This is a genomic window from Streptomyces apricus, assembly GCF_008369065.1.
Lineage (GTDB): Bacteria > Actinomycetota > Actinomycetes > Streptomycetales > Streptomycetaceae > Streptomyces > Streptomyces apricus.
On the sequence record NZ_VDFC01000008.1, the window covers coordinates 41,170 to 65,734 of the forward strand.

Annotated in this window: 21 protein-coding genes and 2 pseudogenes; 16 read left to right on the top strand and 7 right to left on the bottom strand. The window is 73.9% G+C overall.

The features are described 5' to 3' along the window. Positions 1-53: 53 nt before the first annotated feature. Entirely contained in the window at positions 54-1,025 is a 972-nt protein-coding gene (locus tag FGF04_RS03200) for an aldo/keto reductase (protein WP_149509662.1), read from the bottom strand. 261 nt (positions 1,026-1,286) lie between these two features. On the opposite strand from FGF04_RS03200, the gene FGF04_RS03205 reads away from it, so the two are divergent. The 9 genes from FGF04_RS03205 to mug all read left to right on the top strand — a co-directional run bounded on the left by FGF04_RS03205 (position 1,287) and on the right by mug (position 11,560). After that, the gene (locus tag FGF04_RS03205) at positions 1,287-1,679 is read left to right on the top strand and encodes an ester cyclase (protein ID WP_149509663.1); all 393 of its coding nucleotides are present in this window, start codon (positions 1,287-1,289) and stop codon (positions 1,677-1,679) included. Beyond that, the gene (locus tag FGF04_RS03210; protein ID WP_149509664.1) at positions 1,672-2,763 is read left to right on the top strand and encodes a Gfo/Idh/MocA family protein; all 1,092 of its coding nucleotides are present in this window, start codon (positions 1,672-1,674) and stop codon (positions 2,761-2,763) included. The genes FGF04_RS03205 and FGF04_RS03210 overlap by 8 nt, the downstream gene beginning before the upstream one ends. Positions 2,764-2,954: 191 nt before the next feature. Continuing rightward, a complete protein-coding gene (locus FGF04_RS03215; RefSeq protein WP_149509665.1) occupies positions 2,955-5,525 on the top strand; it encodes an ABC transporter permease in 2,571 nt (856 codons plus the stop codon). A 112-nt stretch (positions 5,526-5,637) separates the two neighbouring features. Beyond that, complete coding sequence (locus FGF04_RS03220) at positions 5,638-6,069, top strand: GNAT family N-acetyltransferase (RefSeq protein WP_149509666.1); 432 nt, start codon at positions 5,638-5,640, stop codon at positions 6,067-6,069. 132 nt (positions 6,070-6,201) lie between these two features. Further along, a complete protein-coding gene (locus tag FGF04_RS03225; protein ID WP_149509667.1) occupies positions 6,202-7,560 on the top strand; it encodes a hemolysin family protein in 1,359 nt (452 codons plus the stop codon). After that, on the top strand, positions 7,557-8,570 hold the full coding sequence (locus tag FGF04_RS03230; protein ID WP_149509668.1) for a hemolysin family protein: 1,014 nt from the start codon (positions 7,557-7,559) through the stop codon (positions 8,568-8,570). The genes FGF04_RS03225 and FGF04_RS03230 overlap by 4 nt, the downstream gene beginning before the upstream one ends. Before the next feature lie 100 nt (positions 8,571-8,670). After that, positions 8,671-9,462: an SGNH/GDSL hydrolase family protein gene (locus FGF04_RS03235; RefSeq protein WP_149509669.1), complete on the top strand. Its 792-nt coding sequence runs from the start codon at positions 8,671-8,673 to the stop codon at positions 9,460-9,462. A 92-nt stretch (positions 9,463-9,554) separates the two neighbouring features. Beyond that, on the top strand, positions 9,555-10,994 hold the full coding sequence (gene purB / locus FGF04_RS03240; RefSeq protein WP_149509670.1) for an adenylosuccinate lyase: 1,440 nt from the start codon (positions 9,555-9,557) through the stop codon (positions 10,992-10,994). Continuing rightward, entirely contained in the window at positions 10,991-11,560 is a 570-nt protein-coding gene (gene mug / locus FGF04_RS03245) for a G/U mismatch-specific DNA glycosylase (RefSeq protein ID WP_149509710.1), read from the top strand. Before purB ends, mug begins: the two co-directional genes overlap by 4 nt. Before the next feature lie 36 nt (positions 11,561-11,596). Here the strand turns inward: mug and FGF04_RS03250 are convergent, their stop codons facing one another. From FGF04_RS03250 to FGF04_RS03260, 3 genes are all read right to left on the bottom strand, one after another. Continuing rightward, the gene (locus FGF04_RS03250; RefSeq protein ID WP_149509671.1) at positions 11,597-12,043 is read right to left on the bottom strand and encodes a hypothetical protein; all 447 of its coding nucleotides are present in this window, start codon (positions 12,041-12,043) and stop codon (positions 11,597-11,599) included. A gap of 63 nt (positions 12,044-12,106) precedes the next feature. After that, positions 12,107-12,832 (bottom strand): ABC transporter permease, encoded by a 726-nt coding sequence (locus tag FGF04_RS03255; protein ID WP_149509672.1) that lies wholly within the window; start codon positions 12,830-12,832, stop codon positions 12,107-12,109. Positions 12,833-12,834: 2 nt separating this feature from the next. Then, on the bottom strand, positions 12,835-13,815 hold the full coding sequence (locus tag FGF04_RS03260; protein ID WP_149509673.1) for an ABC transporter ATP-binding protein: 981 nt from the start codon (positions 13,813-13,815) through the stop codon (positions 12,835-12,837). A 108-nt stretch (positions 13,816-13,923) separates the two neighbouring features. Between FGF04_RS03260 and FGF04_RS03265 the strand changes: the two genes are divergently transcribed. From FGF04_RS03265 to FGF04_RS03275, 3 genes are all read left to right on the top strand, one after another. After that, positions 13,924-15,078 carry a sensor histidine kinase gene (locus tag FGF04_RS03265; protein ID WP_149509674.1) on the top strand — a complete coding sequence of 385 codons (1,155 nt, stop codon included), beginning with the start codon at positions 13,924-13,926 and terminating at the stop codon, positions 15,076-15,078. Positions 15,079-15,092: 14 nt separating this feature from the next. Further along, a complete protein-coding gene (locus FGF04_RS03270; RefSeq protein WP_149509675.1) occupies positions 15,093-15,755 on the top strand; it encodes a response regulator in 663 nt (220 codons plus the stop codon). A gap of 98 nt (positions 15,756-15,853) precedes the next feature. Then, a complete protein-coding gene (locus tag FGF04_RS03275; protein ID WP_149509676.1) occupies positions 15,854-17,011 on the top strand; it encodes an ROK family protein in 1,158 nt (385 codons plus the stop codon). Between the two features lie 144 nt (positions 17,012-17,155). On the opposite strand, the gene FGF04_RS03280 is transcribed toward FGF04_RS03275, so the two are convergent. Next, positions 17,156-17,917 carry a GntR family transcriptional regulator gene (locus FGF04_RS03280; RefSeq protein ID WP_149509711.1) on the bottom strand — a complete coding sequence of 254 codons (762 nt, stop codon included), beginning with the start codon at positions 17,915-17,917 and terminating at the stop codon, positions 17,156-17,158. A 281-nt stretch (positions 17,918-18,198) separates the two neighbouring features. After that, positions 18,199-19,083: an RNA polymerase sigma-70 factor gene (locus tag FGF04_RS03285; protein WP_149509677.1), complete on the bottom strand. Its 885-nt coding sequence runs from the start codon at positions 19,081-19,083 to the stop codon at positions 18,199-18,201. A gap of 181 nt (positions 19,084-19,264) precedes the next feature. Between FGF04_RS03285 and FGF04_RS03290 the strand changes: the two genes are divergently transcribed. After that, a complete protein-coding gene (locus FGF04_RS03290; protein ID WP_149509678.1) occupies positions 19,265-20,125 on the top strand; it encodes an alpha/beta fold hydrolase in 861 nt (286 codons plus the stop codon). 15 nt (positions 20,126-20,140) lie between these two features. Here the strand turns inward: FGF04_RS03290 and FGF04_RS03295 are convergent. Then, positions 20,141-20,977 (bottom strand): annotated as a pseudogene (locus FGF04_RS03295) (EamA family transporter); the annotation flags it as partial. A 48-nt stretch (positions 20,978-21,025) separates the two neighbouring features. Here FGF04_RS03295 and FGF04_RS03300 point away from each other — a divergent pair. From FGF04_RS03300 to FGF04_RS03310, 3 genes and pseudogenes are all read left to right on the top strand, one after another. Beyond that, a pseudogene (locus tag FGF04_RS03300) lies at positions 21,026-21,373 on the top strand (GntR family transcriptional regulator); the annotation flags it as partial. A 16-nt stretch (positions 21,374-21,389) separates the two neighbouring features. Then, the gene (locus FGF04_RS03305; RefSeq protein WP_149509679.1) at positions 21,390-22,940 is read left to right on the top strand and encodes an alkaline phosphatase D family protein; all 1,551 of its coding nucleotides are present in this window, start codon (positions 21,390-21,392) and stop codon (positions 22,938-22,940) included. A gap of 192 nt (positions 22,941-23,132) precedes the next feature. Beyond that, complete coding sequence (locus FGF04_RS03310) at positions 23,133-24,536, top strand: SWIM zinc finger family protein (RefSeq protein ID WP_149509680.1); 1,404 nt, start codon at positions 23,133-23,135, stop codon at positions 24,534-24,536. Positions 24,537-24,565 lie beyond the last annotated feature (29 nt).

Genomic DNA, 24,565 nt, shown 5'->3' on the forward strand with positions numbered 1-24,565 from the left:
TCCGGGCCCTGGTCCGAAGCCGGCTCGGTCGCCGCGCCCTCATACGTTCTCGATCAGCGGTCGATGGCGGCCATGTTGTCCGCGTCGTAGCGCTCGCCGGAGGCCGGGGGCAGGTCGTCCAGGCGGGCGACGTGGCCGGCGGTGAGTTCGACGCCGTCGGCGGCGGCGTTCTCCTCCAGCCGGGCGACCCGCTTGGTGCCGGGGATGGGCGCGATGTCGTCACCTTGAGCGAGCAGCCAGGCCAGGGCGACCTGTGCGGGCGTGGCGTCGATCTCGGCGGCTACGGCCCGGACCTCGTCGACGATGCGCAGGTTGCGTTCCAGGTTGCCGTCGGCGAAGCGGTGGTTGGTGCGACGCCAGTCGTCGGTGCCGAGATCGTCCAACGAGCGGATGTCGCCGGTCAGGAAGCCGCGGCCGAGCGGGGAGTACGGCACGAAGCCGATCCCCAGTTCGCGCAGGACGGGCAGGATCCCGGCCTCCGGGTCGCGGGTCCACAGGGAGTATTCGGACTGGACCGCGGCGACCGGATGCACGGCGTGCGCGCGGCGGATCGTGGCGGGGCCGGCCTCCGACAGGCCGATGTGGCGGATCTTGCCTTCGGCCACCAGTTCGGCGAGCGTGCCGACGGTCTCCTCGATGGGCGTGCCGGGGTCCACCCGGTGCTGGTAGTAGAGGTCGATGTAGTCGGTACCGAGGCGCTTCAGTGATCCCTCCACGGCCAGGCGGACGTTGGCCGGGGTGCTGTCCGGAGCCGTGCCACCGGTGTGGGAGATCAGCCCGAACTTGGTCGCCAGCACGACCTCGTCGCGGCGCCCCCGCAGGGCCCGGCCGACCAGCTCCTCGTTGACGAAGGGGCCGTACCCCTCGGCGGTGTCGACATGGGTGACCCCGAGGTCCAGAGCGCGGTGGATGGTGCGGATCGACTCGTCGTCGTACTGGCCGGCGCCGGTGTAGAACGCCGACATCCCCATGGCTCCGAGGCCGATGCGCGAGACCTTGAGGCTGCCGAGCGAGACGGTTCTCATGGCGCGGACTTCCCTTCCCAATAATTAAGTACCGGTCGGTGCAGAACGCTAACACATCAAGACCGGTCGGTACTGAACTGCGTTCGCCCGGGACGCCTCCTCGCGTGAGGGCCATGACAGTGCGGCAAAAATTCGGTACCGTTCGGTACTGAAATGCCGATCGGGGGTTCCCTCCCTGCCGGCGCTCACCGCGACCGAACCGTCCAGGGCTGTCGCGCACACCGAGCGTGCCCTCCGCTCCGGGGGCCGAAGAAGGAGACCATGTCCGCCACCGACCTGCGCGCGTTCTACCTGCGCTACATCGCGGCGCTCAACGCGCACGAGATCCACCGCATGGACGAGTTCATCGCCGACGAGACCACCCTGAACGGCGAGCCGGGCACCCGGGACCAGGTCGTCGCCGTGCTGAACGGCGTCATCGACGCGGTCCCGGACTTCCACTGGGAGCCCCTGGACATCGCGGTCGACGGTGACCGCCTGGCCGCCCGCCTGACCAACACGGGCACGCCGGCGAAGGAGTGGCTCAGCGTAGCTCCCACCGGCGCCTCGTTCGAGATCGTCGAGTACGCCGTCTACCAGGTGCGGGACGGGCGGTTCGTGCACATGACGGCCCTGCACGACGCCGAGACCCTGAGGCGGCAGCTCGGTGCCTGACCTCCGTGAGCCGATCGGCGTCGGCATCGTCGGCCTGAGCGCCACGGGAGGCTGGGCGGCCGGGGCGCACCTGCCCGCACTGGACGCCGTCGACGGGATCGAGCTCCGCGCGCTGGCGGGGAGCTCCGAAGCCTCGGCCCGGGCCGCGGGGGCGGCGTACGGCGTCCCCGCGTACACGTCGGTCGAACAGCTCGCCGCCGACGAGGACGTCGACCTTGTCGTCGTCGCCGTCAAAGTGCCCCGGCACCGTGAACTCGTGGTGCCTGTCCTGAAGGCGGGCGTGCCGGTGCTCTCCGAGTGGCCGCTCGCCGTCGACCTGCGCGAGGCCGAGGAGATGGAGCGGGCCGCCGGGACGACGCGTACCTTCGTCGGCCTTCAGGGACGCTCCTCGCCCACTTTCCGATGGCTGACCGACCTCGTGTCCGGGGGATACGTGGGAGAGGTGCTCTCCGCCACCGTCGTGGCGTCCTCGACCGAATGGGGCACTCCGGTCTCCCCGGACATGGTCTACACGCTCGACCGCACGCTCGGGGCCACGATGCTGACCATCGCGTTCGGGCACGCGATCGACCTGGTGTCGATGGTCGTCGGCGAGCTTCAGGACGTGGTCGCCACGACCGCGACCCGGCGCCGCCATGTTCCCCTCGGGCGCACCGGGCAGGTCGTTGCGATGACGGCCGAGGACCAGATCGCGATCTCGGGCACCCTGGCGGGCGGGGCGGTCCTGTCCGTCCACCACCGCGGAGGCGCGGCATCGGGAGCGGGATTCTCCCTGCTGGTCGACGGCACGGAGGGAAGACTTGAGGTCACCGGCGCCGAATTCCCGCACCTCGGTCCGGTCACGGTGCGGGGCACACGCGGCGGCGGCCGGCCCACGGAGATCACGCCGCCCGGCGGCTACGACGACTACCCCGCCCTGGCCGGAACACTGATCCACACGCTGGCGCACGCCTACGCCGCGATCCGGGACGACCTCGTCCACGGAACGGCCGTCGCCCCGGACTTCACCCACGCCGTCAGGCGCCACCGGCTCCTCGACGCGATCGCACGGTCCGCCGCCACCGGCCGACGAACAACCCTCTGAAGGCGTTCGCACCACGCGGTTCGGCCGGCAGGACCTCGTGCAGCCGGTCCGGATACCACTCTCGCCCAGGATGCCGGGCCCGGCGCCGGAGTTCTCAAGGGCCGCGGGGAGCTCCGCGATCAGCCCCCACCGTCCCGCGGCCGGCGAACGACCCCGCCCCGCTCAGTCCACCGGKACTGAGGCAGGCAGTCGTGCTGAAGGCGACACTCCGGAGTTTCCTCGCCCACAAGGGCCGGCTGCTGCTCTCGGCGCTGGCCGTCGTCCTGTCCGTGGCGTTCGTCGCGGGCAGCCTGATCTTCTCGGACACCGTCAGCCGTACCTTCGACCGGCTCTTCGCGTCCACGTCGGCCGACGTGACCCTGAGCCCGAAGAAGGACGACCTGGAGGACCAGATCCCCTCCGGGGCCGTCGAGACGGTGCCCACGAGCCTCGTGCGGCGCATCGCCGGGATCGACGGGGTCGCCCTGGCGCGGCCGGACATCTCCGTCGAGAACGTCACCGTCGTCGACCGCGACAACGAGTCGGTGGGCCCGACCACGGGCGCGCCCACCATCGCGGGCGACTGGTTCGTCACCGAACGCAGCCCCGTGCGGCTGACCTCCGGGCACGCCCCGCGCGGGCCCGGCGAGGCGCTGATCGACGCGGACACCGCCGACAAGAAGCACGTGGACATCGGCGACCCGCTGACCGTCGTCGCGCAGCCCGGGTCGTTCCGGGTGGAGGTCGTCGGCATCGCGACGTTCAGGACCACCAACCCGGGCGCCGCGCTCGTCTTCCTCGACCCGGCCGTCGCGGCGGAGAAACTGCTGGGCAGGCCGGGGGTGGCCACCAGCATCCAGATGGACGCCGCCCGCGGGGTGAGCGACGAGCAGCTCAAGGAGCGCATCGCCGCCGAGGTCGGCCCGGGCAGGTACGAGCTGGAGACGGCCGGCGAGCAGGCCGAGACGGCCTCGTCCGAACTCGGCGGGTTCCTCGACGTGATCAAGTACGTGATGCTGGGCTTCGCCGGGATCGCGGTGCTCGTCGGGGTCTTCCTGATCGTCAACACCTTCTCGATGCTGATCGCCCAGCGCACGCGCGAGCTCGGGCTGCTGCGCGCGCTCGGCGCCGACCGCAGGCAGGTGCGCCGGTCCGTGCTCACCGAGGCGACCCTGCTGGGCCTGGTGGGCTCGACGCTCGGCCTGGCCGCGGGCACGGGGCTCGCGATCGGGCTCATCGAGCTCATGGGTGTGTTCGGCATGAACCTGAAGACCACCGAGATGGTCATCGGGTGGGGGACGCCCGTGGCGTCGTACGTCGTCGGGGTCGGCGTCACCTTCGTCGCGGCGTACCTGCCGGCCCGCCGCGCCGCCACGGTGTCGCCGATGGCGGCGCTGTCGGACGCCGAGATCGCCGGTGTGGGGCGGCCGTTGCGGACCCGGGCCGTCGTGGGGTCCGTCGTCGGGGCGCTGGGCGCGGCCGCGCTCGTGGGCTGCGCGACGGCGACGCGGACCTCGTCCGCCGCGTCCCTGCTGGCACTCGGGGTCGTGCTGACCCTCCTCGCGACGGTGATCGCGGGACCGCTGCTGGTGCGGCCGGTGATCCGGGTCCTCGGCGGGTTCTTCCCCGCCGTGTTCGGGTCGGTCGGCCGGATGAGCCAGCGCAACGCGCTGCGCAACCCGCGCCGCACGGGCGCCACCGCGGCGGCCCTGATGGTGGGGCTCGCCCTGGTCGGCGGGATGTCCGTGGCGAGCGCGTCCATGACCAAGTCCTTCGACCAGCAGATCGACAAGACGCTGGGCGCCGACTTCGTGGTGCAGAACGCCAACTTCATGCCGTTCCCGCAGGAGATCACCGAGAAGGTGGAGGGCACGGACGGCGCGGGGCTCGTGGTGCGGCAGCGGTTCGCGCCGGTCGCCGTACGGCTGCCGGACGGGGACCGGGTCGAGACGACCGCCGCGGGGTACGGCCCGGACCTCGACGACGTCGCCCGGATCACCTACGCCGAGGGGGACACGGACGCCGCGCTCGCGGACGGGAACATCGGCATGGACGCCGGTTTCGCCGAGGACCACGGCGTGCGCCTCGGCAGTACGGTCCCCGTCGAGTTCCCCGCCGGGCGCAGGACCGAGCTGAAGGTGGCCGCGCTGACCGACCAGGACGCCGCCGAGGGCTTCGGGACGCAGGGCGGGCTCTTCCTCGGCTTCGAGACGGTGGCGAAGTACGTGCCCGGCGGCCAGGACTCCGCGCTGTACGTGAACGCGGCGCCCGGCACGTCCGACGCCGCGCTGCGCTCGAACCTCGACAGGACCCTCGATCCGTACCCGCAGGTGCAGGTGCGCGACCTGGCCGACTACAAGAAGCTGATCCACGACCAGATCGCGGTGCTGCTCTACCTGGTGTACGCCCTGCTGGGGCTCGCCATCGTCATCGCGGTCCTCGGCGTGGTCAACACGCTCGCCCTGTCGGTCGTGGAGCGCACCCGCGAGATCGGGCTGCTGCGCGCGATCGGGCTGGCGCGGCGGCAGCTGCGGCGGATGATCCGGCTGGAGTCGGTGGTGATCGCCGTGTTCGGCGCGGTCCTGGGGCTGGTGCTGGGGCTGGTGTGGGGCGTGTGCGTACAGCAGGTGCTGGCCCTGCAGGGCATGAAGGCGTTCGCCGTCCCGTGGACCACCCTGGTCGCGGTCGTCGTGGGTTCGGCGGTCGTGGGCATCGTGGCGGCGCTCCTGCCGGCCCTGCGGGCGTCACGGATGAACGTGCTGGCGGCCATCGCACACGAGTGACCTCACCGGCCGGGACACGAGCGCGAACGCGCGGGGCCGCCGGGGACCGGACCGGTGTGTCCGGATGCTGGAATTCGGTGGCCCCGGGCAGGGGGCGTGATGGGATCCCGGCATGACTGATCTTCGTCTTCGGATACGGACCGCTCTGCCCCGCGACCTCGACGCCGTCCTCGCCTTCTGGCGGGCCGCCGCCGAGGGCACCAGCATCAGCGACGACCGGGACGGTGTGGAGCGGCTGGTCGAGCGCGACCCCGAGGCGCTGCTCCTCGCCGAGCGGGACGGCGAACTGGTCGGCACGGTCGTCGCCGGCTTCGACGGCTGGCGCTGCCACCTGTACCGGCTCGCGGTGCACCCGGCGCACCGCAGACAGGGCGTCGGCACGGCGCTCCTGGCCGCCGCGGAGGACCGGTTCGTCCGGCTCGGCGGACGCCGCGTCGACGCGATGGTGCTGAGCCGCAACGAAACGGCCCACCATGCCTGGCGCGCGGCGGGGTACGCGCCCCAGGAAGACTGGCGGCGCTGGATCAAGCCGCTGACCGGGTGACCTCGGCCGGGCGTCACCGGCCGACCCGCCCCCGCGGAGAAGGGAGAGGTGTGAGCGCCCGCCCATGGACGAGTCCTGCGACCACCGCGCGCATCCCCCGTACCTGCCCGATCATGGAACGGAGGTGACCCGATGACCGAAGTGCTCCTCCTCGCCCTGGCGGTGCTGCTCTCGCTGGCCTGCGGCGCCTTCGTCGCGGCCGAGTTCTCGCTGACCACGGTCGAGCGCAGCCAGCTGGAGCGGGCCGTCGAGCGCGGCGAGGTCGGCGCGGCGGGCGCCCTCAGAGCCGTACGCAACCTCACCTTCCAGCTCTCCGGCGCCCAGCTCGGCATCACCGTCACCAACCTGGTGGTCGGCATGCTCGCCGAACCGTCCGTCGCCGCGCTCATCGCCGGCCCCCTGGAGGCGGCCGGCCTGCCGGAGTCGGCGACCTCGTCGGTCTCCCTGGTGATCGGTACGGCCCTGTCGACGGTCTTCCTGATGGTGGTCGGCGAGCTGGTGCCCAAGAACTGGGCGATCTCCTCGCCGCTCGCCGTGGCGAAGCGGGTGGCGACACCGCAGCGCTGGTTCAGCGCGGTGTTCCGGCCGTTCATCTCCCACCTCAACAACACCGCCAACCGGGTGGTGCGCCGGTTCGGCGTCGAGCCCGCCGAGGAGCTGGCCTCCGCGCGCGGCCCGCAGGAACTGGTCGCGCTGGCCCGCCACTCCGCGAAGCTGGGCGCCCTGGAGGCGGACACCGCCGAGCTGTTCGTGCGCACCCTGAACCTCGCCGACCTCACCGCGGAGAACGTGATGACGCCCCGGGTCCAGGTCGTCTCCCTGGACACCCAGGCGACCTGCGAGGACGTGGCGAACGCGACGCGCGCGACGGGCCTGTCCCGGTTCCCCGTCCACCGCGGCACCCTCGACTCGGTCGTCGGGATCGCGCACATCAAGGACGTCATCAGGGTGCCGGCCGACCGCAGGGCCCGTACGGCCGTGGCGCAGGTGATGCGCGAACCCCTGCTCGTACCGGAGACGCTCACCGTCGACCGGCTGCTGGACCGGCTGTCCAGCAGGCGGACGATGGCCGTCGTGATCGACGAGTACGGCGGCACCGCCGGGGTCGCCACCCTGGAGGACATCGTCGAGGAGGTCGTCGGCGAGGTGCGCGACGAGCACGACCCGCACGAGACGCCCGACCTGGCCCCGGCCGGCACCGACGCCGAGGGCCGCGCCCTGTACTCGGCCGAGGGTTCCGTCCGCATCGACCGGCTGGCCCGCATCGGGCTGCGGGCGCCCGACGGGCCGTACGAGACGCTCGCGGGCCTCGTCGCGACGGAGCTCGGGCGGATCCCCGCGAAGGGGGACACGGTCGAGGTCGCCGGGTGGCGGCTGGACGTGCTGGACGCCTCGGGACGGCGGGCCGCACGGGTGCTGCTGCACCGGCCGGCCCCCGAGGAGGCCGTCACCGGGGAAGAGGCCGGAGCCGAAGGGGGGCGGGGGCGATGACCGCCGTGCAACTGCTGATCGGGCTGGCGACCCTGGTCGTGAACGCGTTCTTCGTGGCGGCCGAGTTCGCGCTGATCTCGGTGCGCCGCAGCCAGATCGAGCCGTACGCGGAGGCGGGCGACCGGCGGGCGCGCGGTGTGGTGTGGGGGCTGGAGCACGTGTCGGCGCTGATGGCGGCCGCGCAGCTCGGCATCACGCTGTGCACGCTGGTCCTCGGCGTGGTCGCCGAACCCGCGATCGCGCACCTGCTGGAGCCGGTGTTCCACGCGGTGGGGCTGTCGTCCGGCACCGGGCACGCGATCTCGTTCGTGATCGCGCTCAGCGCGGCCACGTACCTGCACATGCTGCTCGGCGAGATGGTGCCGAAGAACATCGCGCTCGCGGAACCCGTGCGGACGGCCCTGCTGCTCGGCCCGCCGCTGGTCGCCCTGTCGCGTGCGCTGCGGCCGGTGATCTTCACCGTCAACGCGTTCGCCAACGGGCTGCTGAAGCTGCTGCGCGTCGAGGCGCGGGACGAGGTGTCCGCGGCCTTCTCCGACACGGAGCTGGCCCGGCTGGTGAAGGACTCCGGCGAGGCGGGGCTCATCGACGACCGCGCGCAGGAGCGGCTGCACGACGCACTCGAACTGGGCCGCCGCCCGGTGCGGGACGTGGTGCTGCCGCTGGAACGCGTCGTGTACGCGCGCGTGGGCGTCACCCCCGAGCAACTGGAGGCGCTGTCCGCCGAGTCGGGCTTCTCCCGCTTCCCCGTCGTGGACGACGGCCTGCGCATCGTCGGCTACCTGCACGTCAAGGACGCCCTGGACGCGACGCCGCGCGACCTGCCGTTCCAGGTGCGGGACATGCGGCCCATCGCCCGCATCCGGGAGAGCACACCGCTCGACGACGTCCTGACCGCCATGCGGCGCAGCCGTACGCACCTGGCGGCGGTGCTCGGCGCGGACGGGCGGCTGGCCGGGCTGGTGACGATGGAGGACGTCCTGAGGGAGCTGTTCGGCCAGCCCGCGTGAGGCCGTGCCCGGCCGGACCCGGCGGTCCGCCGGGTCCGGCCGGGCGGCGGAACGGGCGGCAGACCGGTGGGTATGTGCACGCGCTATCATCTCTGACGCCATGCAGACGAATGCCACCTTCACCAGCCTTGTCGCGGTCGGCGACTCCTTCACCGAGGGCATGTCGGACCTCCTGCCCGACGGTACGTACCGGGGCTGGGCGGACCTCCTCGCGGCCCGGATGGCCGCGCAGACCCCCGGCTTCCGCTACGCCAACCTCGCGGTGCGCGGCAAGCTCATCGGGCAGATCGTCGCCGAGCAGGTGGACGTCGCGGTGGCGATGCAGCCCGACGTGATCACGCTGGTCGGCGGGCTCAACGACACCCTGCGGCCCAAGGTCGACATGGTGCGCGTGCGCGGGCTCCTGGAGGAGGCCGTGGAGCGCCTGGCGCCGGCCTGCAAGCAGCTCGTCCTGATGCGCAGCCCCGGCCGCCAGGGACCGGTCCTGGAGCGCTTCCGCCCGCGCATGGAGGAGCTGTTCGCCTGCATCGACGACCTCGCGGCCCGGCACGGCGCGCTCGTGGTCGACCTCTACGGGGCCCGGTCCCTGAGCGACCCCCGCATGTGGGACGTGGACCGGCTGCACCTGACGGCCGAGGGGCACCGCCGGGTCGCCGAGGCGGTCTGGCAGACCCTCGGGCACGCGGCGGAGGACGCCGAGTGGCACACCCCGATGCCGCCGTCCGCCCCGCCGCGCTGGGTCGCCCGCCGGGCCGCGGACGCGCGCTTCGCCCGCCAGTACCTGCTGCCGTGGATCGGCCGCCGGCTGACCGGCCGCTCCTCCGGCGACGGCCGCCCGCCCAAGCGCCCCCAGCTGCTGCCGTACGAGGAGTACCGGGGCTCCGTGGGATAGCTCCGTGGGCTAGGTCACCCGGCCCGCTCGTAGGTTCCGACGAACGGGCCCGTGGCGCGGGCCTGCAGGAACCGCCAGTAGAATCCGTACACGTGACTGCGCCCGCAAAGCCCCGTATCCCCAACGTCCTCGCCGGCCGCTACGCCTCGGCCGAGCTCGCCACCCTGTGGTCCCCCGAGCAGAAGGTGAAGCTGGAGCGCCAGCTGTGGCTCGCCGTGCTGCGGGCCCAGAAGGACCTCGGGATCGAGGTGCCGGACGCCGCCCTCGCCGACTACGAGCGGGTCCTCGACCAGGTCGACCTGGCCTCCATCGCGGAACGCGAGAAGGTCACGCGGCACGACGTGAAGGCGCGGATCGAGGAGTTCAACGACCTCGCCGGGCACGAGCACGTCCACAAGGGCATGACCTCCCGCGACCTCACCGAGAACGTGGAGCAGTTGCAGATCCGGCTCTCCCTGGAGCTGGTGCGCGACCGCGCGGTCGCCGTCCTCGCGCGGCTGGGCAGGCTCGCGGGCGAGTACGGCGAGCTGGTCATGGCGGGCCGCTCGCACAACGTGGCGGCGCAGGCGACCACCCTCGGCAAGCGGTTCGCGACCGCCGCCGACGAGCTGCTCGTGGCGTACGGCCGGGTCGAGGAGCTGCTCGGCCGCTACCCGCTGCGCGGCATCAAGGGCCCGGTGGGCACCGCGCAGGACATGCTCGACCTGCTGGGCGGGGACGCGTCGAAGCTCGCCGACCTGGAGCGGCGGATCGCCGGGCACCTCGGCTTCTCGCAGGCGTTCACCTCGGTGGGCCAGGTCTACCCGCGCTCGCTGGACTACGAGGTCGTCACCGCACTGGTGCAGCTGGCCGCCGCCCCCTCCTCCACCGCCAAGACCATCCGGCTGATGGCCGGGCACGAGCTGGTGACCGAGGGCTTCAAGCCGGGCCAGGTCGGCTCCTCGGCGATGCCGCACAAGATGAACACCCGCTCCTGCGAGCGCGTCAACGGCCTGATGGTGATCCTGCGCGGCTACGCCTCGATGACGGGCGAGCTGGCGGGCGACCAGTGGAACGAGGGCGACGTGTCCTGCTCGGTGGTGCGCCGGGTCGCGCTGCCGGACGCCTTCTTCGCCCTCGACGGCCTGCTGGAGACCTTCCTCACCGTCCTCGACGAGTTCGGCGCCTTCCCGGCCGTCGTCGCCCGCGAGCTGGACCGCTACCTGCCGTTCCTCGCGACGACGAAGGTCCTGATGGGCGCGGTGCGCGCGGGCGTCGGCCGCGAGGTCGCGCACGAGGCGATCAAGGAGAACGCCGTCGCCGCCGCCCTCGCCATGCGCGAGCAGGGAACCGAGCGCAACGAGCTGCTGGACACGCTCGCCGCGGACGAGCGCATCCCGCTCGACCGCGCGCAGCTCGACGCGCTGATGGCCGACAAGCTGTCCTTCACCGGGGCCGCCGCCGACCAGGTGGCCGCGGTGGTCGCCCGCGTCGAGGAGATCGTGAAGCAGCACCCCGAGGCCGCGGGCTACACGCCGGGGGCGATCCTCTGACGCGGCTCACGCAGGCCGAGCTGGAGGCCGCCCGCGACCGGCTCGTGCCGGACCTGGTCGCGGACGGTCTCCGGGTGCTGTTCTGCGGCATCAACCCCGGCCTGACGACGGCCGCGACGGGCCACCACTTCGCCCGGCCCGGCAACCGCTTCTGGCCGGTCCTGCACCTGTCCGGCTTCACCCCGCGGCAGCTGAAGCCCTCGGAGCAGGGCGAGCTGCTCTCGTACGGGCTCGGCATCACCAACGTGGTGGCGCGGGCGAGCGCCCGGGCCGACGAGATCAGCGCGGAGGAGTACCGGGAGGGCGGCCGGCTGCTGGCGGCCAAGGTGGAGCGGCTGCGGCCGCGGTGGCTCGCGGTGGTCGGTGTGACCGCTTACAGGGCGGCCTTCGACGACCGCAAGGCCGTGATCGGCCCGCAGGAGCGGACGTTCGGCTCGACGCGGGTGTGGGTGCTGCCCAACCCCAGCGGCCTGAACGCGCACTGGACGGCGGCGACGATGGCGGAGGAGTTCGGGCGGCTGCGCGAGGCCGCGTCGGCGGATCCGCCGGAGTCCGCGCGGGACTGACCCGCCGGACCCGGACCAACGCTTCGCAGCGGTCCGTCACGGCGGGGCCAGCTCCGTGACCAGCGCGAACAGCTGGAACTCATGGCCCTCCCCCGGTTCCGAGACGCCCACGGCGACCCAGCGTCCGCTGCCGTCGGCCTCCCACAGGTCCACGTACCGCACGTAGGCGCTGAGGTAGGCCCACGGCTTCGGTATGCCCTCGTCGGGGTCCTCGGAGCGCAGGAAGACGCCGTCCAGGCTCTTCGGCTGCGCCTCGCCCCACCGCTCGTCCAGCCGCCGCGCGACATCCTGCCGGTAAGCCGTGAACCGGTCGGCGATCTCCGCCCGGCCGGACCGGTCGCCCGTGCCGAACCCGCGCGTCGTCTCCAGCACCACCAGGTGGTAGCCGGGTCCCCCCGCGCCGACGTCCGACCAGCCGTGCGCCGCGGGGAAGTCGCGCACGCACAGCTCGTCGATCGTGGCGAGGTGTCGCTCAGTGGTCATGACGTCCAGTAAAGCGGCCTGCGCCGACATTTGGCGGCCCGTCAGACGACCGCGGCGACGGGTTCAGGCGTCGCGGCGGCGGATGCTCCACGTTCCGGCCAGGAGGGCGGCCGCCGTCCACGCGGCCGTCACCGCGAGCCCGCTCCACGGTCCGAGCAGGCCGTCCCGCGTCCCGTGCAGCGCCACCTGCCCGGCGCGGTCCGGCAGGAGGTCGGCGGCGTTCCCGGACATGTCCCCGACCACGAAGGAGACCAGCAGGAGGAAGGGCACGAGGATGCCCAGCGTGGCGACGCCGCTGCGCAGCAGCGCGGTCAGCCCGGCCGCGAGGAGCGCCATCAGGGCCAGGTAGACGCCGCAGGCCACGACCGCGCACAGCCCTTCGGCCCGGCCGATCCCGTCCGCCCGGTCGCCGAGCGCGGCCGTGCCCGCGGCCAGGCTCGCGCAGCCGGCGAGCAGGCCGACGGCCAGGGCGGGCACCCCGACGGCCACCGCCTTCGCCGCGAACCACCGGCCGCGGCGGGGCACCGCGGCCAGCGAGGCGCGCAGGGCGCCGCCCCGGAACTCGGCCGACACGGCCTGCGCGCCGAAGGTGACGGCCGCGACCTGCCCGAAGGCGACGCCGAAGAAGGCCGAGAACAGCGGGTCGAAGTCCGCGTCCCCGGAGTCGTCGAGCCCGGCCAGAGCCGAGAAGACCGCGGTGACCACGACGACGAGGACGAGCCCCGCCACGAGCGGGCGCAGGGTACGGACCTTGAGCCATTCCGAGTGGAGTACGGATGCGAACGCCATGGTCAGACCTCCTGCGGCCGGATCGGGGACGGGGACGCGGGCCGGGCGGCGAACTCGGTCTCCGCGGCCGTCAGATCGAGGTAGGCCTGCTCCAGCGTGCCGTCCAGCGCCGCCAGTTCGAGGACGGGCAGGCCGGCGCCCGAGACGAGGCGGCCGATGTCCGCCACGCGCGCGTGGCGCACGATCCACCGCCCACCACTGCCGTCCCCGTCCCCGCCCCCGTCGTCCCGGTCCTCGCGCTCGACGGCGTCGTACCCGTGCCGGGCGAGCAGGTCGCGCAGGACGGCCCCGTCGGTGGTGCGCACCCGCACCGAGGGCTCCACGCGCGCGTGGATGAAGTCCCGCATCGGCATGTCGGCGAGCAGCCGGCCGCGGCCGAGGACGACGAGGTGGTCGGCGAACGACGCGGTCTCGTTCATGAGATGGCTGGAGACGAGCACGGTGCGGCCCTCGCGGGCGAGGCGGCGCAGCAACTCCCTGATCCAGACGATGCCTTCGGGGTCGAGCCCGTTGGACGGCTCGTCGAGCAGCACCACCCGGGGATCGCCCAGCAGCGCCGCCGCGATGCCCAGGCGCTGGCGCATCCCCAGGGAGTACGTCCGCACGCGGCGGCGGGCGACCGGGGCGAGGCCCACCTCCTCCAGGACCTCGTCCACCCGGCGTCCGGGGAGGCGGTTGCTCGCCGCGAGCACCCGGAGGTGGTCCCGCGCGGTGCGCGAGCCGTGGGCGGCCCCCGCGTCGAGGAGGGCGCCCACGTGGCGCAGCGGCTCCTCCAGCGTCACGTAGGCGCGTCCGCCGAGGGTGGCGGAGCCGGACGTGGGCCGGTCCAGCCCGAGCACGAGCCGCATGGTGGTGGACTTGCCGGCGCCGTTGGGGCCGAGGAAGCCGGTGACCCGGCCCGGCTCGACACGGAAGGTCAGCCGGTCCACGGCGCGGGTGGCGCCGTACTCCTTGGTGAGGTCCTGGACATCGATGCTGGTCATGGCCCAAGGCTCGCCGTCCCACGGGGTCCCGCGCCTCCCCCGGCCGGGGAGGGCGTCTCCCCCGCCCGGGGGAGGCCCGCCGCCGGTGCGGGCTGGCACGATGACGCGATGGCCCGCCTGCTGCGTCCGCTGACCCGCGGGACGACGTACACCCGCTTCGTCCACCTGTGGGTTCCCATGCTGGCCACCAGCGTGTGGATCCTCGTCGTCCCCGCCATGCCGTGGGCGACCGCGCTGATGGTGCTTCCTCTGGGGCTGGTGCCTGCCGTGCGGCGCGGCGAAGGTCTGCAGGCCCGGTTCATGCTGACGCGGGACGCACAGGACCCCGCGATCTCCCTCGCCCCGTCGGCCACCTGGCGGGACCGTTGGCGGACCATGCTGTGGCTGGAAGCGCGCATGGTGTTCGGCTGGGCGGCTTCCGCGGTCACCGTCTGGCTCCCCCTGACCACCGTGGACCTGATCCGGCTCTCGACCGGTCACGTGCCGGACGGTAATCCGTTCCTGCCGGTCTCCCACCCGCACTGGGCGTACGCCCTGCTCGCGCCGCTGCCACTGATCGCCTTCTACGGGGCGGTGGTCGGTCTCGGCGCGCTGGTCACGGCCCTCGCACCGCGCCTGCTGGGGCCGTCCGCGGCCGAGCGGCTCGCCGCGCTGGAGGAGCGTACCGAGCAGCTCCTGGAGCGCACCCGCATCGCCCGCGAACTGCACGACTCGATCGGCCACGCGCTGACGGTCGCCGTGGTGCAGGCGGGCGCCGCGCGGGCCGCCGGGGACCCCGCCTTCACCGACCGGGCCCTGCTGGCCGTCGAGGAGACCGGGCGGGCCGCGCTGGAGGACCTGGAGCGGGTCCTCTGTGTGCTGCGCGAGTCGGAGCGGCCCGTGAGCGGCCGGCCGACGCTGGTGGAGGCAGGCCGGCTCCTGGAGTCCGCGCGCGGCTCCGGGGCGAAGATCGACGCCGAGCTGTCGGGCCCGCTGGAGGCGCTGCCCGGCCCGGTCTCCCGCGAGGGCTACCGCATCCTCCAGGAGGCGCTCACCAACGTGCTGCGGCACGCGGGCGCGGTACCCGTGCGCATCCGTGTCGCGGCCGGGGAGCGGACGCTCACGCTGGAGGTGCGCAATCCGCTGACCGCGCAGACACCGGGGCCCGGCCGGGGCAGCGGTCTGCGGGGCATCCGGGAGCGGGCGGCGCTGCTCGGCGGCCGGGCGCTCACCGGCCCGGACGACGGTGACTGGCAGGTGCACGTCGAGCTGCCGCTGCGCTGAAATAGGCTGGCGGGATGCCGGTCACCGTTCTGCTCGTCGACGACGAACCCCTCGTACGCGCCGGTCTGCGCGCCGTCCTGGAGGCGCAGGACGACATCGAGGTCGTCGGCGAGGCGGCGGACGGCGCGGCGGTGATCCCGCTCGTGCGGCGGCTGCGGCCCGACGTCGTCGCGATGGACGTGCGGATGCCGCTGATGGACGGCATCGAGGCCACCCGGGCGGTGCTGCGGACCGTCGAGGCGCCGCCGAAGATCGTCGTCGTGACGACCTTCGAGAACGACGAGTACGTGTACGAGGCCCTGCGCGCGGGCGCCGACGGCTTCCTGCTGAAGCGGGCCCGGCCCGCCGAGATCGTGCACGCCGTGCGGCTGGTCGCCGAGGGCGAGTCGCTGCTGTTCCCCGCCTCGGTACGGCGGTTGGCGGCCCGGTACGGCGACGGTGACGGCAGTCCCGCGGCCCGGGCGGTCCTGGAGCGGGCGGCCCTGACCGAGCGCGAGGCGCAGGTGCTGCGGCTGATGACACGGGGCCTGTCGAACGCGGAGATCGCCGCGCGGCTGGTGGTCGGCGCCGAGACCGTGAAGACCCACGTCAGCGCCGTACTGGCGAAGCTGGGCGCCCGGGACCGCACGCAGGCGGTGATCACGGCGTACGAGTCGGGGTTCGTGGCACCCGGCTGATTCCGGTCACGGGCGGGTGATCCCCGGCACTCGCCGGGACCCGCCGCGCCGAGTACGATCCGGCCAACCGACACGCGCACGAGCTGGGAGGACGGACGTTGGGGCAGTTGACCGGCGGGGATCCCTCTCTGCTGCGGAGGATCAACTCCGCTGTGGTGCTGCACGCACTGCGGGCCACGGACTCCGCGACACTCACCGAGGTCACCCAGGTGACCGGGCTGTCCCGGCCGACCGTCGAGGGCGTCGTCGAGGGGCTCATCGACGGCGGGCTCGTCGTCGAGACCGCGGCCGACGAGAGTGCCGCGCGGCGCCAGGGGCGGCCCGCGCGCAGATTCCGCTTCCGGGCGGAGGCGGGCCATCTGCTGGGCCTGGAGATCGGCCCGCACCGGGTGTCCGCGCTGCTGTCGGACCTGGACGGCCGGGTGCTCGGCTCGCTGGCCAAGGACGTCTGCGAGACGGCGTCCGCGGACGAGCGGCTGGAGCGGCTGCGCACGACCGTCGCCGAGCTGCTGCGCCGCGCCGGAGTGGCGCGCGGCTCCCTGCGGGCCGTCGGCGTGGCCACGCCCGGCATCGTCGAGGCGGACGGGACGGTACGACTGGGCACGGCGCTGCCGCAGTGGACGGGGCTGCCGCTCGGCGAACGGCTGCGCCGCTCCTTCAAGTGCCCGGTCCTGGTGGAGAACGACGCCAACGCGGCCGCGGTCGCGGAGCACTGGAAGGGCGCGGCCACCGGGTCCGACGACATCGTGTTCGTCCTGGCGGGACTGAGCCCCGGCGCCGGGTCCCTCATCGGCGGGCGGCTGCACCGCGGCTTCGGGGGCGCGGCCGGTGAGATCGGCGCGCTGCACCTGCTGGGCAGCGAGGTCACCCCGGAGACGCTGCTGTCCACGACCGGCGAACCGCTGCACCCGCTCGACGAGCAGGCGGTGGCGGAGGTCTTCACGCACGCGCGTGCGGGCGACGAACGGGCCCGGGCTGCCGTCGAGCGCTTCATACAGCGGCTGGTGCACGACGTCGCGGCGCTCGTCCTGGCCCTGGACCCCGAACTGGTCGTGATCGGCGGCTGGGCGGCCGGGCTGGACGGCGTCCTGGAGCCGCTGCGCAAGGAGCTGGCCCGCTTCTGCCTGCGCTCGCCCAGGGTGACGCTGTCCCTCCTCGGCGAGGCGGCGATCGCGACGGGTGCGCTGCGGCTGGCCCTGGACCACGTAGAGGAGCAGCTGTTCGCGGTGGAGGGCACGGTGACGGCGCGCCGCTGAGCCGCGCCTGCCGGAGGGGCTGCGCCCACCGAAAGGGGCGTCGCGCCCCGGGAGCCGGGACGCGACGGATGCGTACGGACGTGCGACGGACGGACGGTGCAGCAGGCCGAGCGGGTCAGGGGACCCCGGACCGGAGGATGCGGGTCAGGAGGCGCGGCGCTCCGGGTCGTGGTGGATCTCCACGCCGCCGGTGTCGCCGAAGGTCAGCCGGCAGGTGTCGGCCCGGTAGGTGGCGACGGAGACCGCGGCCGTGCGGCCCTCGGCGAAGAAGCGGGTCGTGACGAGGAGGACGGGCGCGCCGGGCAGCCGGTCCAGTTCCTTCGCGTCGTCCGCGCGGGCCGAGCCGAGCTCCACCGCGCGGTCCTCGCCCTCCAGCTCCAGGTGCTGCAGCTCCCGCAGGACCGAACGCGCGCGTGCGGTGCCGGACGGCGCGTCGATGCCGGACAGGTCGGGCACCGAGGAGGAGGGGATGTAGAGCAGCTCGGCGGCGACCGGCTGGCCGTGGGTCACCAGGGAGCGGCGCACGACGTGCACCCGCTCCTCGGACCCGGTCTCCAGAGCCCGGGCCACGGCCGCGGGCGCGACCGCCGTCGCGCAGTCCACGGGCTGCCAGGCGTCGCCGACCGCGCCGGGCCAGGTGTGCTGCTCGGTCCCGACGGCCACGCCCATCCGGGGCGGCGCCACGGTCGTACCGACGCCGCGGCGGCGCTGCAGGCGGCCTTCCAGCTCCAGCTGTTCCAGGGCCTGGCGGAGGGTGGCCCTCGCGACACCGAAACGGGCCGCCAGATCGCGTTCGTTCGGGAGGATCTCGCCCACCGAGAACTCGGAGTCCAGTGCCTCGCTCAGCACGGTCCTGAGGTGCCAGTACTTGGGCTCCGGCACCGTATCCAACTGCGTGGTCCCCACCGTGTCCTCCGCAATCGCCGTGTCCCGGCGGCTTTTAGCGCCCTTGTTTATTAAAGGTTCCTGCACTAACCCTGCGACCATAGGACGGCCCCCACCCTTGGTCAAGACCAATCCTCGATCCGTTACAGCGCGCACAGGCGTGTTGCCGCAGAGCGTTCACACGACGTTCGCGATGCACCGCCCATGTGAACAAGGACGAAGCCCCCGCCTCCCGGGCGGGAGGCGGGGGCTTCGGACGCGGACGGCGAGGGTTTCGGAGGCGGGCGGCGCGGCCGGCCCGGTCAGTCGGCGGCCAGGGACCGCAGCTTCTCCGGGTTGCGGACGATGTAGACGCACTGGACACGGCCGCCCAGGACGCCCAGCTGGACGAGGCTGTCGGGCTTGCCGCCGGACAGCACCAGCAGGGCCGGCCCGCCGTTGACCTCCAGGAAGCGGTACGACGGATCCGCCACCCCCTTGCGCGTGACCCCCTCGACGAAGCGGCCCACCTTGTCGGCCGACTCGATGACCCGCACCGGGGCCGGGGCCAGGCCGCCGCTGTCGCCCACCAGGCGCACGTCCGGGGCCAGTACGGACATCAGCCCCTCGATGTCGCCCTCGGTCGCCGCGGCGAGGAACCGCTCGGTGAGGGCGCGCTGCGCGGCGGGGTCGACCTCGTAGCGCGGCCGCCGCTCCTCGACGTGCCGGCGGGCCCGTCCGGCGAGCTGCCGCACCGCGGGCTCGCTGCGGTCCAGCGTGGCGGCGATCTCCGCGTACGGGTAGCCGAACGCCTCCCGGAGCACGAACACCGCGCGCTCCAGCGGCGAGAGGGTCTCCAGGACGACGAGGACGGCCAGCGAGACGGAGTCGGCGAGGACGGCCCGCTCGGCGGTGTCGGCGACGGCGTCCCCGAAGTCGGTGACGTATGGCTCGGGCAGCCAGGGCCCCACATAGGCCTCGTTGCGGGCCTGGGCCTGCCGCAGCCGGTCGATGGCGAGGCGGGTGGTGACGCGTACCAGGTAGGCGCGCGGTGCGCGGACGTCGGAGCGGTCGCCGCCGGACCAGCGCAGCCACGCCTCCTGGACCACGTCCTCGGCGTCGGCCACCCGGCCGAGCATGCGGTAGGCGACGCCCATGAGGACGGGCCGGTGCTCTTCGAAGACCTCGGTCGCGGTGTCGGTAGCCACGGCACCATCCCAACCCGCCGCGCCGGGCGGTGTCCAGGCGATGCGGACGGTGGCGCGAGCGGTGGCGCGGACGGCGGTGCGGACGGCGGTGCGCGAGCCCGGCCGCCCCAAGGGCTACCGACCGGTAGTAATTGCTGACAAGCTGTCTACGAGACAGTCGGCACCGGACGAGGAGCAGCCCATGGCCGCCACGGCCTCCTTCAGTTTCACCTCTGCGCACGGCCCGCGGACCATGACCCTCGCGTACACGCGCACGGGCACGGGTGAACCGCTTCTGCTGCTGCACGGGATAGGCCACCACCGGCAGGCCTGGGACCCGGTCGTCGGCCTCCTGGCGGCCGAGCGGGACGTGATCGCCGTGGACCTGCCCGGCTTCGGCGAGTCCCCCGCGCTGCCCGAGGGCCTCCCGCACGACCTGGCGACGATGAACGCCGCACTGGCCGCGCTCTGCGACACGCTGGAGCTGGACCGGCCGCACGTGGCGGGCAACTCCCTGGGCGGGCTGCTCGCACTGGAACTGGGCCGCGAGAAGTTCGTACGGTCCGTCACCGCGCTGTCGCCCGCCGGGTTCTGGTCGCCCGCCGAGCGGCGGTACGCGTTCGGTCTGCTGCAGGCGATGCGGCAGGGCGCCCGGACCCTGCCGCTCCCGGTGGTCGAGCGGCTGTCGCGGTCGGCGGCCGGACGCGCGGTGCTGACCAGCAGCATCTACGCCCGCCCGGCGCGCCGTTCACCCGCGGCGGTGGTCGCCGAGACCCTCGCGCTGGCCGGCGCCCAGGGGTTCACCGAGACCCTCAGGGCGGGCACCTCGGTCCGGTTCACGGACGACGTCCCCGGCCTCCCCGTCACGATCGCCTGGGGCACCCGGGACCGGATCCTGCTCCGCCGCCAGGGGATCCGCGCCAAGCAGGTCATCCCCCGGGCCCGGCTGGTGCGGCTGCCCGGCTGCGGGCACGTCCCGATGAACGACGACCCCGCGCTGGTCGCGCGCGTCCTCCTGGACGGCAGCCGCAGCACGGCGGCCCCCGCGGCGCAGCACGCCTGAACCGAGGGCCACCCCGGCCCCCACCAGGGCGCTGCCCGCGGCCTGCGCCGGCCCGTAGGAGCCCGTCGCGACCAGCGGGGCCGTACAGGCCGCGGCCACCGGGATCAGCCCGGAGAAGAGCGTCGCCCGCTCCGCCCCGATGCGCTGCATGCCCATGTACCAGCAGACGAAGCCGACGACCGTGACGACCGCCGCCTGCCACAGCAGGGCGGCCGTCTCGGCGGGGTCCGGGACCCGCAGCCAGGCGCGGCCGTCCAGGACCACCCCGGCCACCGCCGACTCGGCCGCCGCGACGCCGCACACCGTGGCGGACAGCAGGCGCGGCCCCAGCGGACGCAGGACCGGGACGGCGAGCACCGCGAACCCGATCTCCCCGACGAGCGCGCACCCGGAGAAGACGAGACCGGCCCCGTCGGTGCGGCCCCAGCCCTGGACCGTGCAGGCGCCGCCGACCACGAGCAGCGCCCCGTACAGGACCACCCGTTGCGGGCGGCGGCCCTCCAGGACGGGCACGAGAACGGCGACGACGACCGGTGCGCATCCCACGAACACCCCCGGCACCGCGGGCTCCGCCGTGCGCTCGGCGGCGATCACGGCGAGGTTGAAGCCGACCATGCCGACCGCCGCGAGCAGGGCGAGGCGTGCCCACAGACGCACGGTGAGCGTGCGCAGGGGCGCCGCGCCGCCCCGTCCGACCAGCGGCAGGAGCAGGAGGCAGGCGAGGCCGTAGCGCAGGAACTGGCCGCCCGCGTACGGGTAGTGGCCCAGCACGCTGTTGGCGGTGAAGGAGGCCCCGACGAGGACAGCGGCGAAGGCCGCGAGCAGGCTCCCGCGCGTGGTGGTGGCGTTCATGGGACGTGACGCTACGGAGCACGGCGGTCCGGCTTAAGGTCCACTTCCATGACGTCATCGGGGACCAATCCGGACGCGCCCGGTGCCGCGGGGCGCGGCGGCGCCTGGGAGATGCTCCTGCCGGCCGCCTCGGCGCCCACGCGCGCGCGTGGGCGCGCCCTGCAGGCCGCGCTGCGCGAATCGGTCCGTTTGGGCCGCCTCGCACCGGGTACGCGGCTGCCCTCCAGCCGCGAACTCGCCGCCGACCTCGGGGTCTCCCGCGGGCTGGTCACCGAGGCGTACGAGCAGCTGACCGCGGAGGGCTACCTCCGCAGCGGCCGCGGGGCCGGGACGTGGGTCGGCGGGGCCGTACGGGCCGCCCTCCCCCGCGCGCGGGACCTCGCCCCCCCCGCTCCCCGCCCGCCGCAGCGTCCTGCGCGGCTCGCTCGCCGCGTCGGCGGCGCTCGCCCTGCCGGCCGCGGCGACCGCGGCGGCCGCCGGCACGGCCCCGGCCTTCGCCCTGTCGGGCCGGCCCGCGGCGCGATGGGGCGTGCAGGCCGGGGACGTGACCACCGACTCCGGCCTGGTGTGGGTCCGCTCCGACCGCCCCGCCCGCATGATCGTGGAGACCTCCGCGACCGAGTCGTTCCGCAGAGCCCGGACGTGGCGCGGCCCTCTCCTGGGCGCCGGCACGGACTTCACCGGCACCGTCCCCCTGCACGGCCTGCCGGCCGGGGAGCAGATCCACTACCGGGTGACGCTGGCCGACCCGGACGACCCCCGCCGCACGGGTGAGCCGGTGAGCGGCACCTTCCGCACCGCGCCCGCCAGCCGCCGCCGGGACGTCCGCTTCCTGTGGTCGGGCGACATCGTGGGCCAGGGCTGGGGCATCAATCCGGACATCGGCGGCCTCTACGCGTACGAGGAGATGCGCCGCCGCGACCCGGACTTCTTCCTGTGCAGCGGCGACACGATCTACGCGGACGGCCCGCTGTCGCCGACCGTGACGCTCCCGGACGGCCGTGTCTGGCGCAACGTCACCACCGAGGAGAAGTCCAAGGTCGCGGAGACCCTCGCCGAGTACCGCGGCAACTTCCGCTACTCGCTGCTCGACGAGAACGTGCGCCGGTTCAACGCCGAGGTCCCGACGATCACCCAGTGGGACGACCACGAGGTCACCAACAACTGGTACCCGGGCGAGATCCTCAGCGACGCCCGCTACACGGTGAAGGACGTCGACACGCTGGCCGCGCGCGCCCGCAAGGCGTTCAGCGAGTACTTCCCGATCTCCACGCTGCCCGCCACCGGCAGGGACGGCCGGGTGCACCGGGTCGTGCACCACGGGCCCCTGCTGGACGTCTTCGTGCTCGACATGCGCACGTTCCGCAACGCCAACTCCCCCGGCCGGCAGACCGACGACACCACCGGCATCCTGGGCGCGGAGCAACTGGCCTGGCTGAAGCGCGAGCTGGCCCGTTCGCGCGCGGTGTGGAAGGTGATCGCCTCCGACATGCCGCTGGGCCTGGTCGTCCCCGACGGGACGACGGACATCGAGGCGGTCGCGCAGGGCGACCCGGGCGCCCCGCTCGGCCGCGAACTGCAGATCGCGGAGCTGCTGCGGTTCGTCAAGCACCGGCGGATCACCGGCACGGTGTGGCTGACGGCAGACGTGCACTACACCTCGGCCCAGCACTACGACCCCTCGCGCGCGGCCTTCAAGGACTTCGCGCCGTTCTGGGAGTTCGTCTCCGGCCCGCTCGCCGCGGGCGGTTTCCAGGCGAACGCGCTGGACGGCACCTTCGGTCCGGACCGGGTCTTCGTGCGGGCGCCCGACCGGGCGAACGTCTCGCCCATGGAGTCGCCCCAGTACTTCGGCGAGGTGGACATCGACGGCGGCAGCGGCGAGCTGACGGTCCGTCTGCGGGCGACCGGCGGTGCGGTGCTGTTCACGAAGGTGCTGCAGCCGGGACGCGTGGGGCAGTAGTTCCACCGGAGCCCTCAGAGCCCCGGGGTCCCTGAAGCCCCGTACAGGGCTCCGGTTCCCGCGTACCGCGTGCCGCGTACCGGCGCCGTCCCCCGGTACGCGGTACGCGGTACGCGGTACGCGCCGTCCTCGCCGGTTTCCACGTTTCCGCAGGTCAGAATGATTGTCAGTGGCCGCCTCTACGGTTTTTCCATGACGCGATCCACTCAGGCCGTGGCCTACACCCGACCCTCCGCACTGGAGTCCGCACCGGACGGCCGGCGCCTGGGGCTCGAAACCTCACGGGGTGCGACACCCCGCGGTGTCGAGGACCATCCCCGGTTCTTCACGGGCTTCCTGACGTCGCCTCAGATCGCGTCGGCGGGGCTGCTCGCGGTCGCCGACGTGGCGGGGGCGCGCTACCACCAGCAACAGCTGCGCGCGTCCCTGGACCCGGTGGTCACGGGCAACGGCGACCGGCTGCGCTTCGAGTCCTTCTCCGGCTGCGGCGGGGTGTACGCGCGTCTGGACGTCCTGGAGGCGGGGCTCGACGGCGGCGAGGTGGGGCACGGCACGACGAACGTCGACGTCAACAACCCCCTGCGGGACGCCCTGTCGAGGATCGGCTCCGACGATCCCCTGCACCTGCGCGTCGGTCCGGACGAGATGGCGGTGACCACGCTGGACGGGCCGGTCGTGGAGAAGAAGGTGCCGCTGCCGGACCGCTGGATCCGCGGGTTCGCCGAGGCCCAGGTGGTGGCGGCCGGCTTCGACCTGCGGGCCGAACTGCCCGCGGCGGAGGCCGTGCGGTTCCTGCGGTCGCTGCCCCGTTCCACCGCGCGCGGCGCCTCCCGGGGCGCGCGGTGGGTCGTCCCCGCCGGTCGTGCGCTGCGCCCCACGACCAGGCCGGTGCCCGGGGCGGTCTGCCTGCCCGGCCCGGAGCGGCTGACCGCCCTGCAGAGGGTCCTGCGGCATGCGTCGGCCCTGCGGGTGTACGGTCCCGCGCTCGCCGGTGACGCGACGGCGGCCAGTGCCTGGGAGGTCGTCCTGCCCGGGATGCGGCTCACCCTGACGCTGTCCCCCGAGGCCTCCCGGGGCTTCTCCGGCGAGGGCGGGGTGCTGGACGCGCTGGCCACCGAGGAGGCGGCCGAGGACGCGGAGCTGATCTCGGTGCTGCTGGCCTGGGAGCCCAGGATCGACGTCGGGGACCTGTCCGCCGCCTCGGGACTGTCCGCCGAGCGGGTGCGGGCGGCCCTGGTCCGCCTCGGCACCTCGGGGCGCGTGGGCTACGACACGGCCGAGGCCGCCTACTTCCACCGCGAACTCCCGTACGACGCGGGGCGGGTGGAGCGCCACAACCCGCGTCTGCGGGCCGCCCGGGAGCTGGTCGGCGCGGGCGCGGTGGTCCTGGACGGCGCCGTCGGCACGGTGACGGCACAGGACGGGCACGTGCACCGGGTGCGGGACGACGCGGGGGCKCTGAGCTGCAGCTGCCTGTGGTGGGCCAGGTACCGGGGCGGGCGCGGGCCCTGCAAGCACGCGCTGGCGGTCCGGATGGCCCGCCGCGGCGCGGTGTCCGGGCAGGCGGGGGTTCCGGTCGACGGGGGTGTGCGATGAGCAGGGCGGCGAAGGGGGCGGTACCGGTG

What these genes read in the sequence shown, in the direction of transcription:
- FGF04_RS03200 (WP_149509662.1), bottom strand. Translation starts at nt 1,025, where the DNA reads ATGAGAACCGTCTCGCTCGGCAGCCTCAAGGTCTCGCGCATCGGCCTC.
- FGF04_RS03205 (WP_149509663.1), top strand. Translation starts at nt 1,287, where the DNA reads ATGTCCGCCACCGACCTGCGCGCGTTCTACCTGCGCTACATCGCGGCG.
- FGF04_RS03220 (WP_149509666.1), top strand. Translation starts at nt 5,638, where the DNA reads ATGACTGATCTTCGTCTTCGGATACGGACCGCTCTGCCCCGCGACCTC.
- FGF04_RS03225 (WP_149509667.1), top strand. Translation starts at nt 6,202, where the DNA reads ATGACCGAAGTGCTCCTCCTCGCCCTGGCGGTGCTGCTCTCGCTGGCC.
- FGF04_RS03230 (WP_149509668.1), top strand. Translation starts at nt 7,557, where the DNA reads ATGACCGCCGTGCAACTGCTGATCGGGCTGGCGACCCTGGTCGTGAAC.
- FGF04_RS03235 (WP_149509669.1), top strand. Translation starts at nt 8,671, where the DNA reads ATGCAGACGAATGCCACCTTCACCAGCCTTGTCGCGGTCGGCGACTCC.
- FGF04_RS03250 (WP_149509671.1), bottom strand. Translation starts at nt 12,043, where the DNA reads ATGACCACTGAGCGACACCTCGCCACGATCGACGAGCTGTGCGTGCGC.
- FGF04_RS03255 (WP_149509672.1), bottom strand. Translation starts at nt 12,832, where the DNA reads ATGGCGTTCGCATCCGTACTCCACTCGGAATGGCTCAAGGTCCGTACC.
- FGF04_RS03260 (WP_149509673.1), bottom strand. Translation starts at nt 13,815, where the DNA reads ATGACCAGCATCGATGTCCAGGACCTCACCAAGGAGTACGGCGCCACC.
- FGF04_RS03265 (WP_149509674.1), top strand. Translation starts at nt 13,924, where the DNA reads ATGGCCCGCCTGCTGCGTCCGCTGACCCGCGGGACGACGTACACCCGC.
- FGF04_RS03270 (WP_149509675.1), top strand. Translation starts at nt 15,093, where the DNA reads ATGCCGGTCACCGTTCTGCTCGTCGACGACGAACCCCTCGTACGCGCC.
- FGF04_RS03290 (WP_149509678.1), top strand. Translation starts at nt 19,265, where the DNA reads ATGGCCGCCACGGCCTCCTTCAGTTTCACCTCTGCGCACGGCCCGCGG.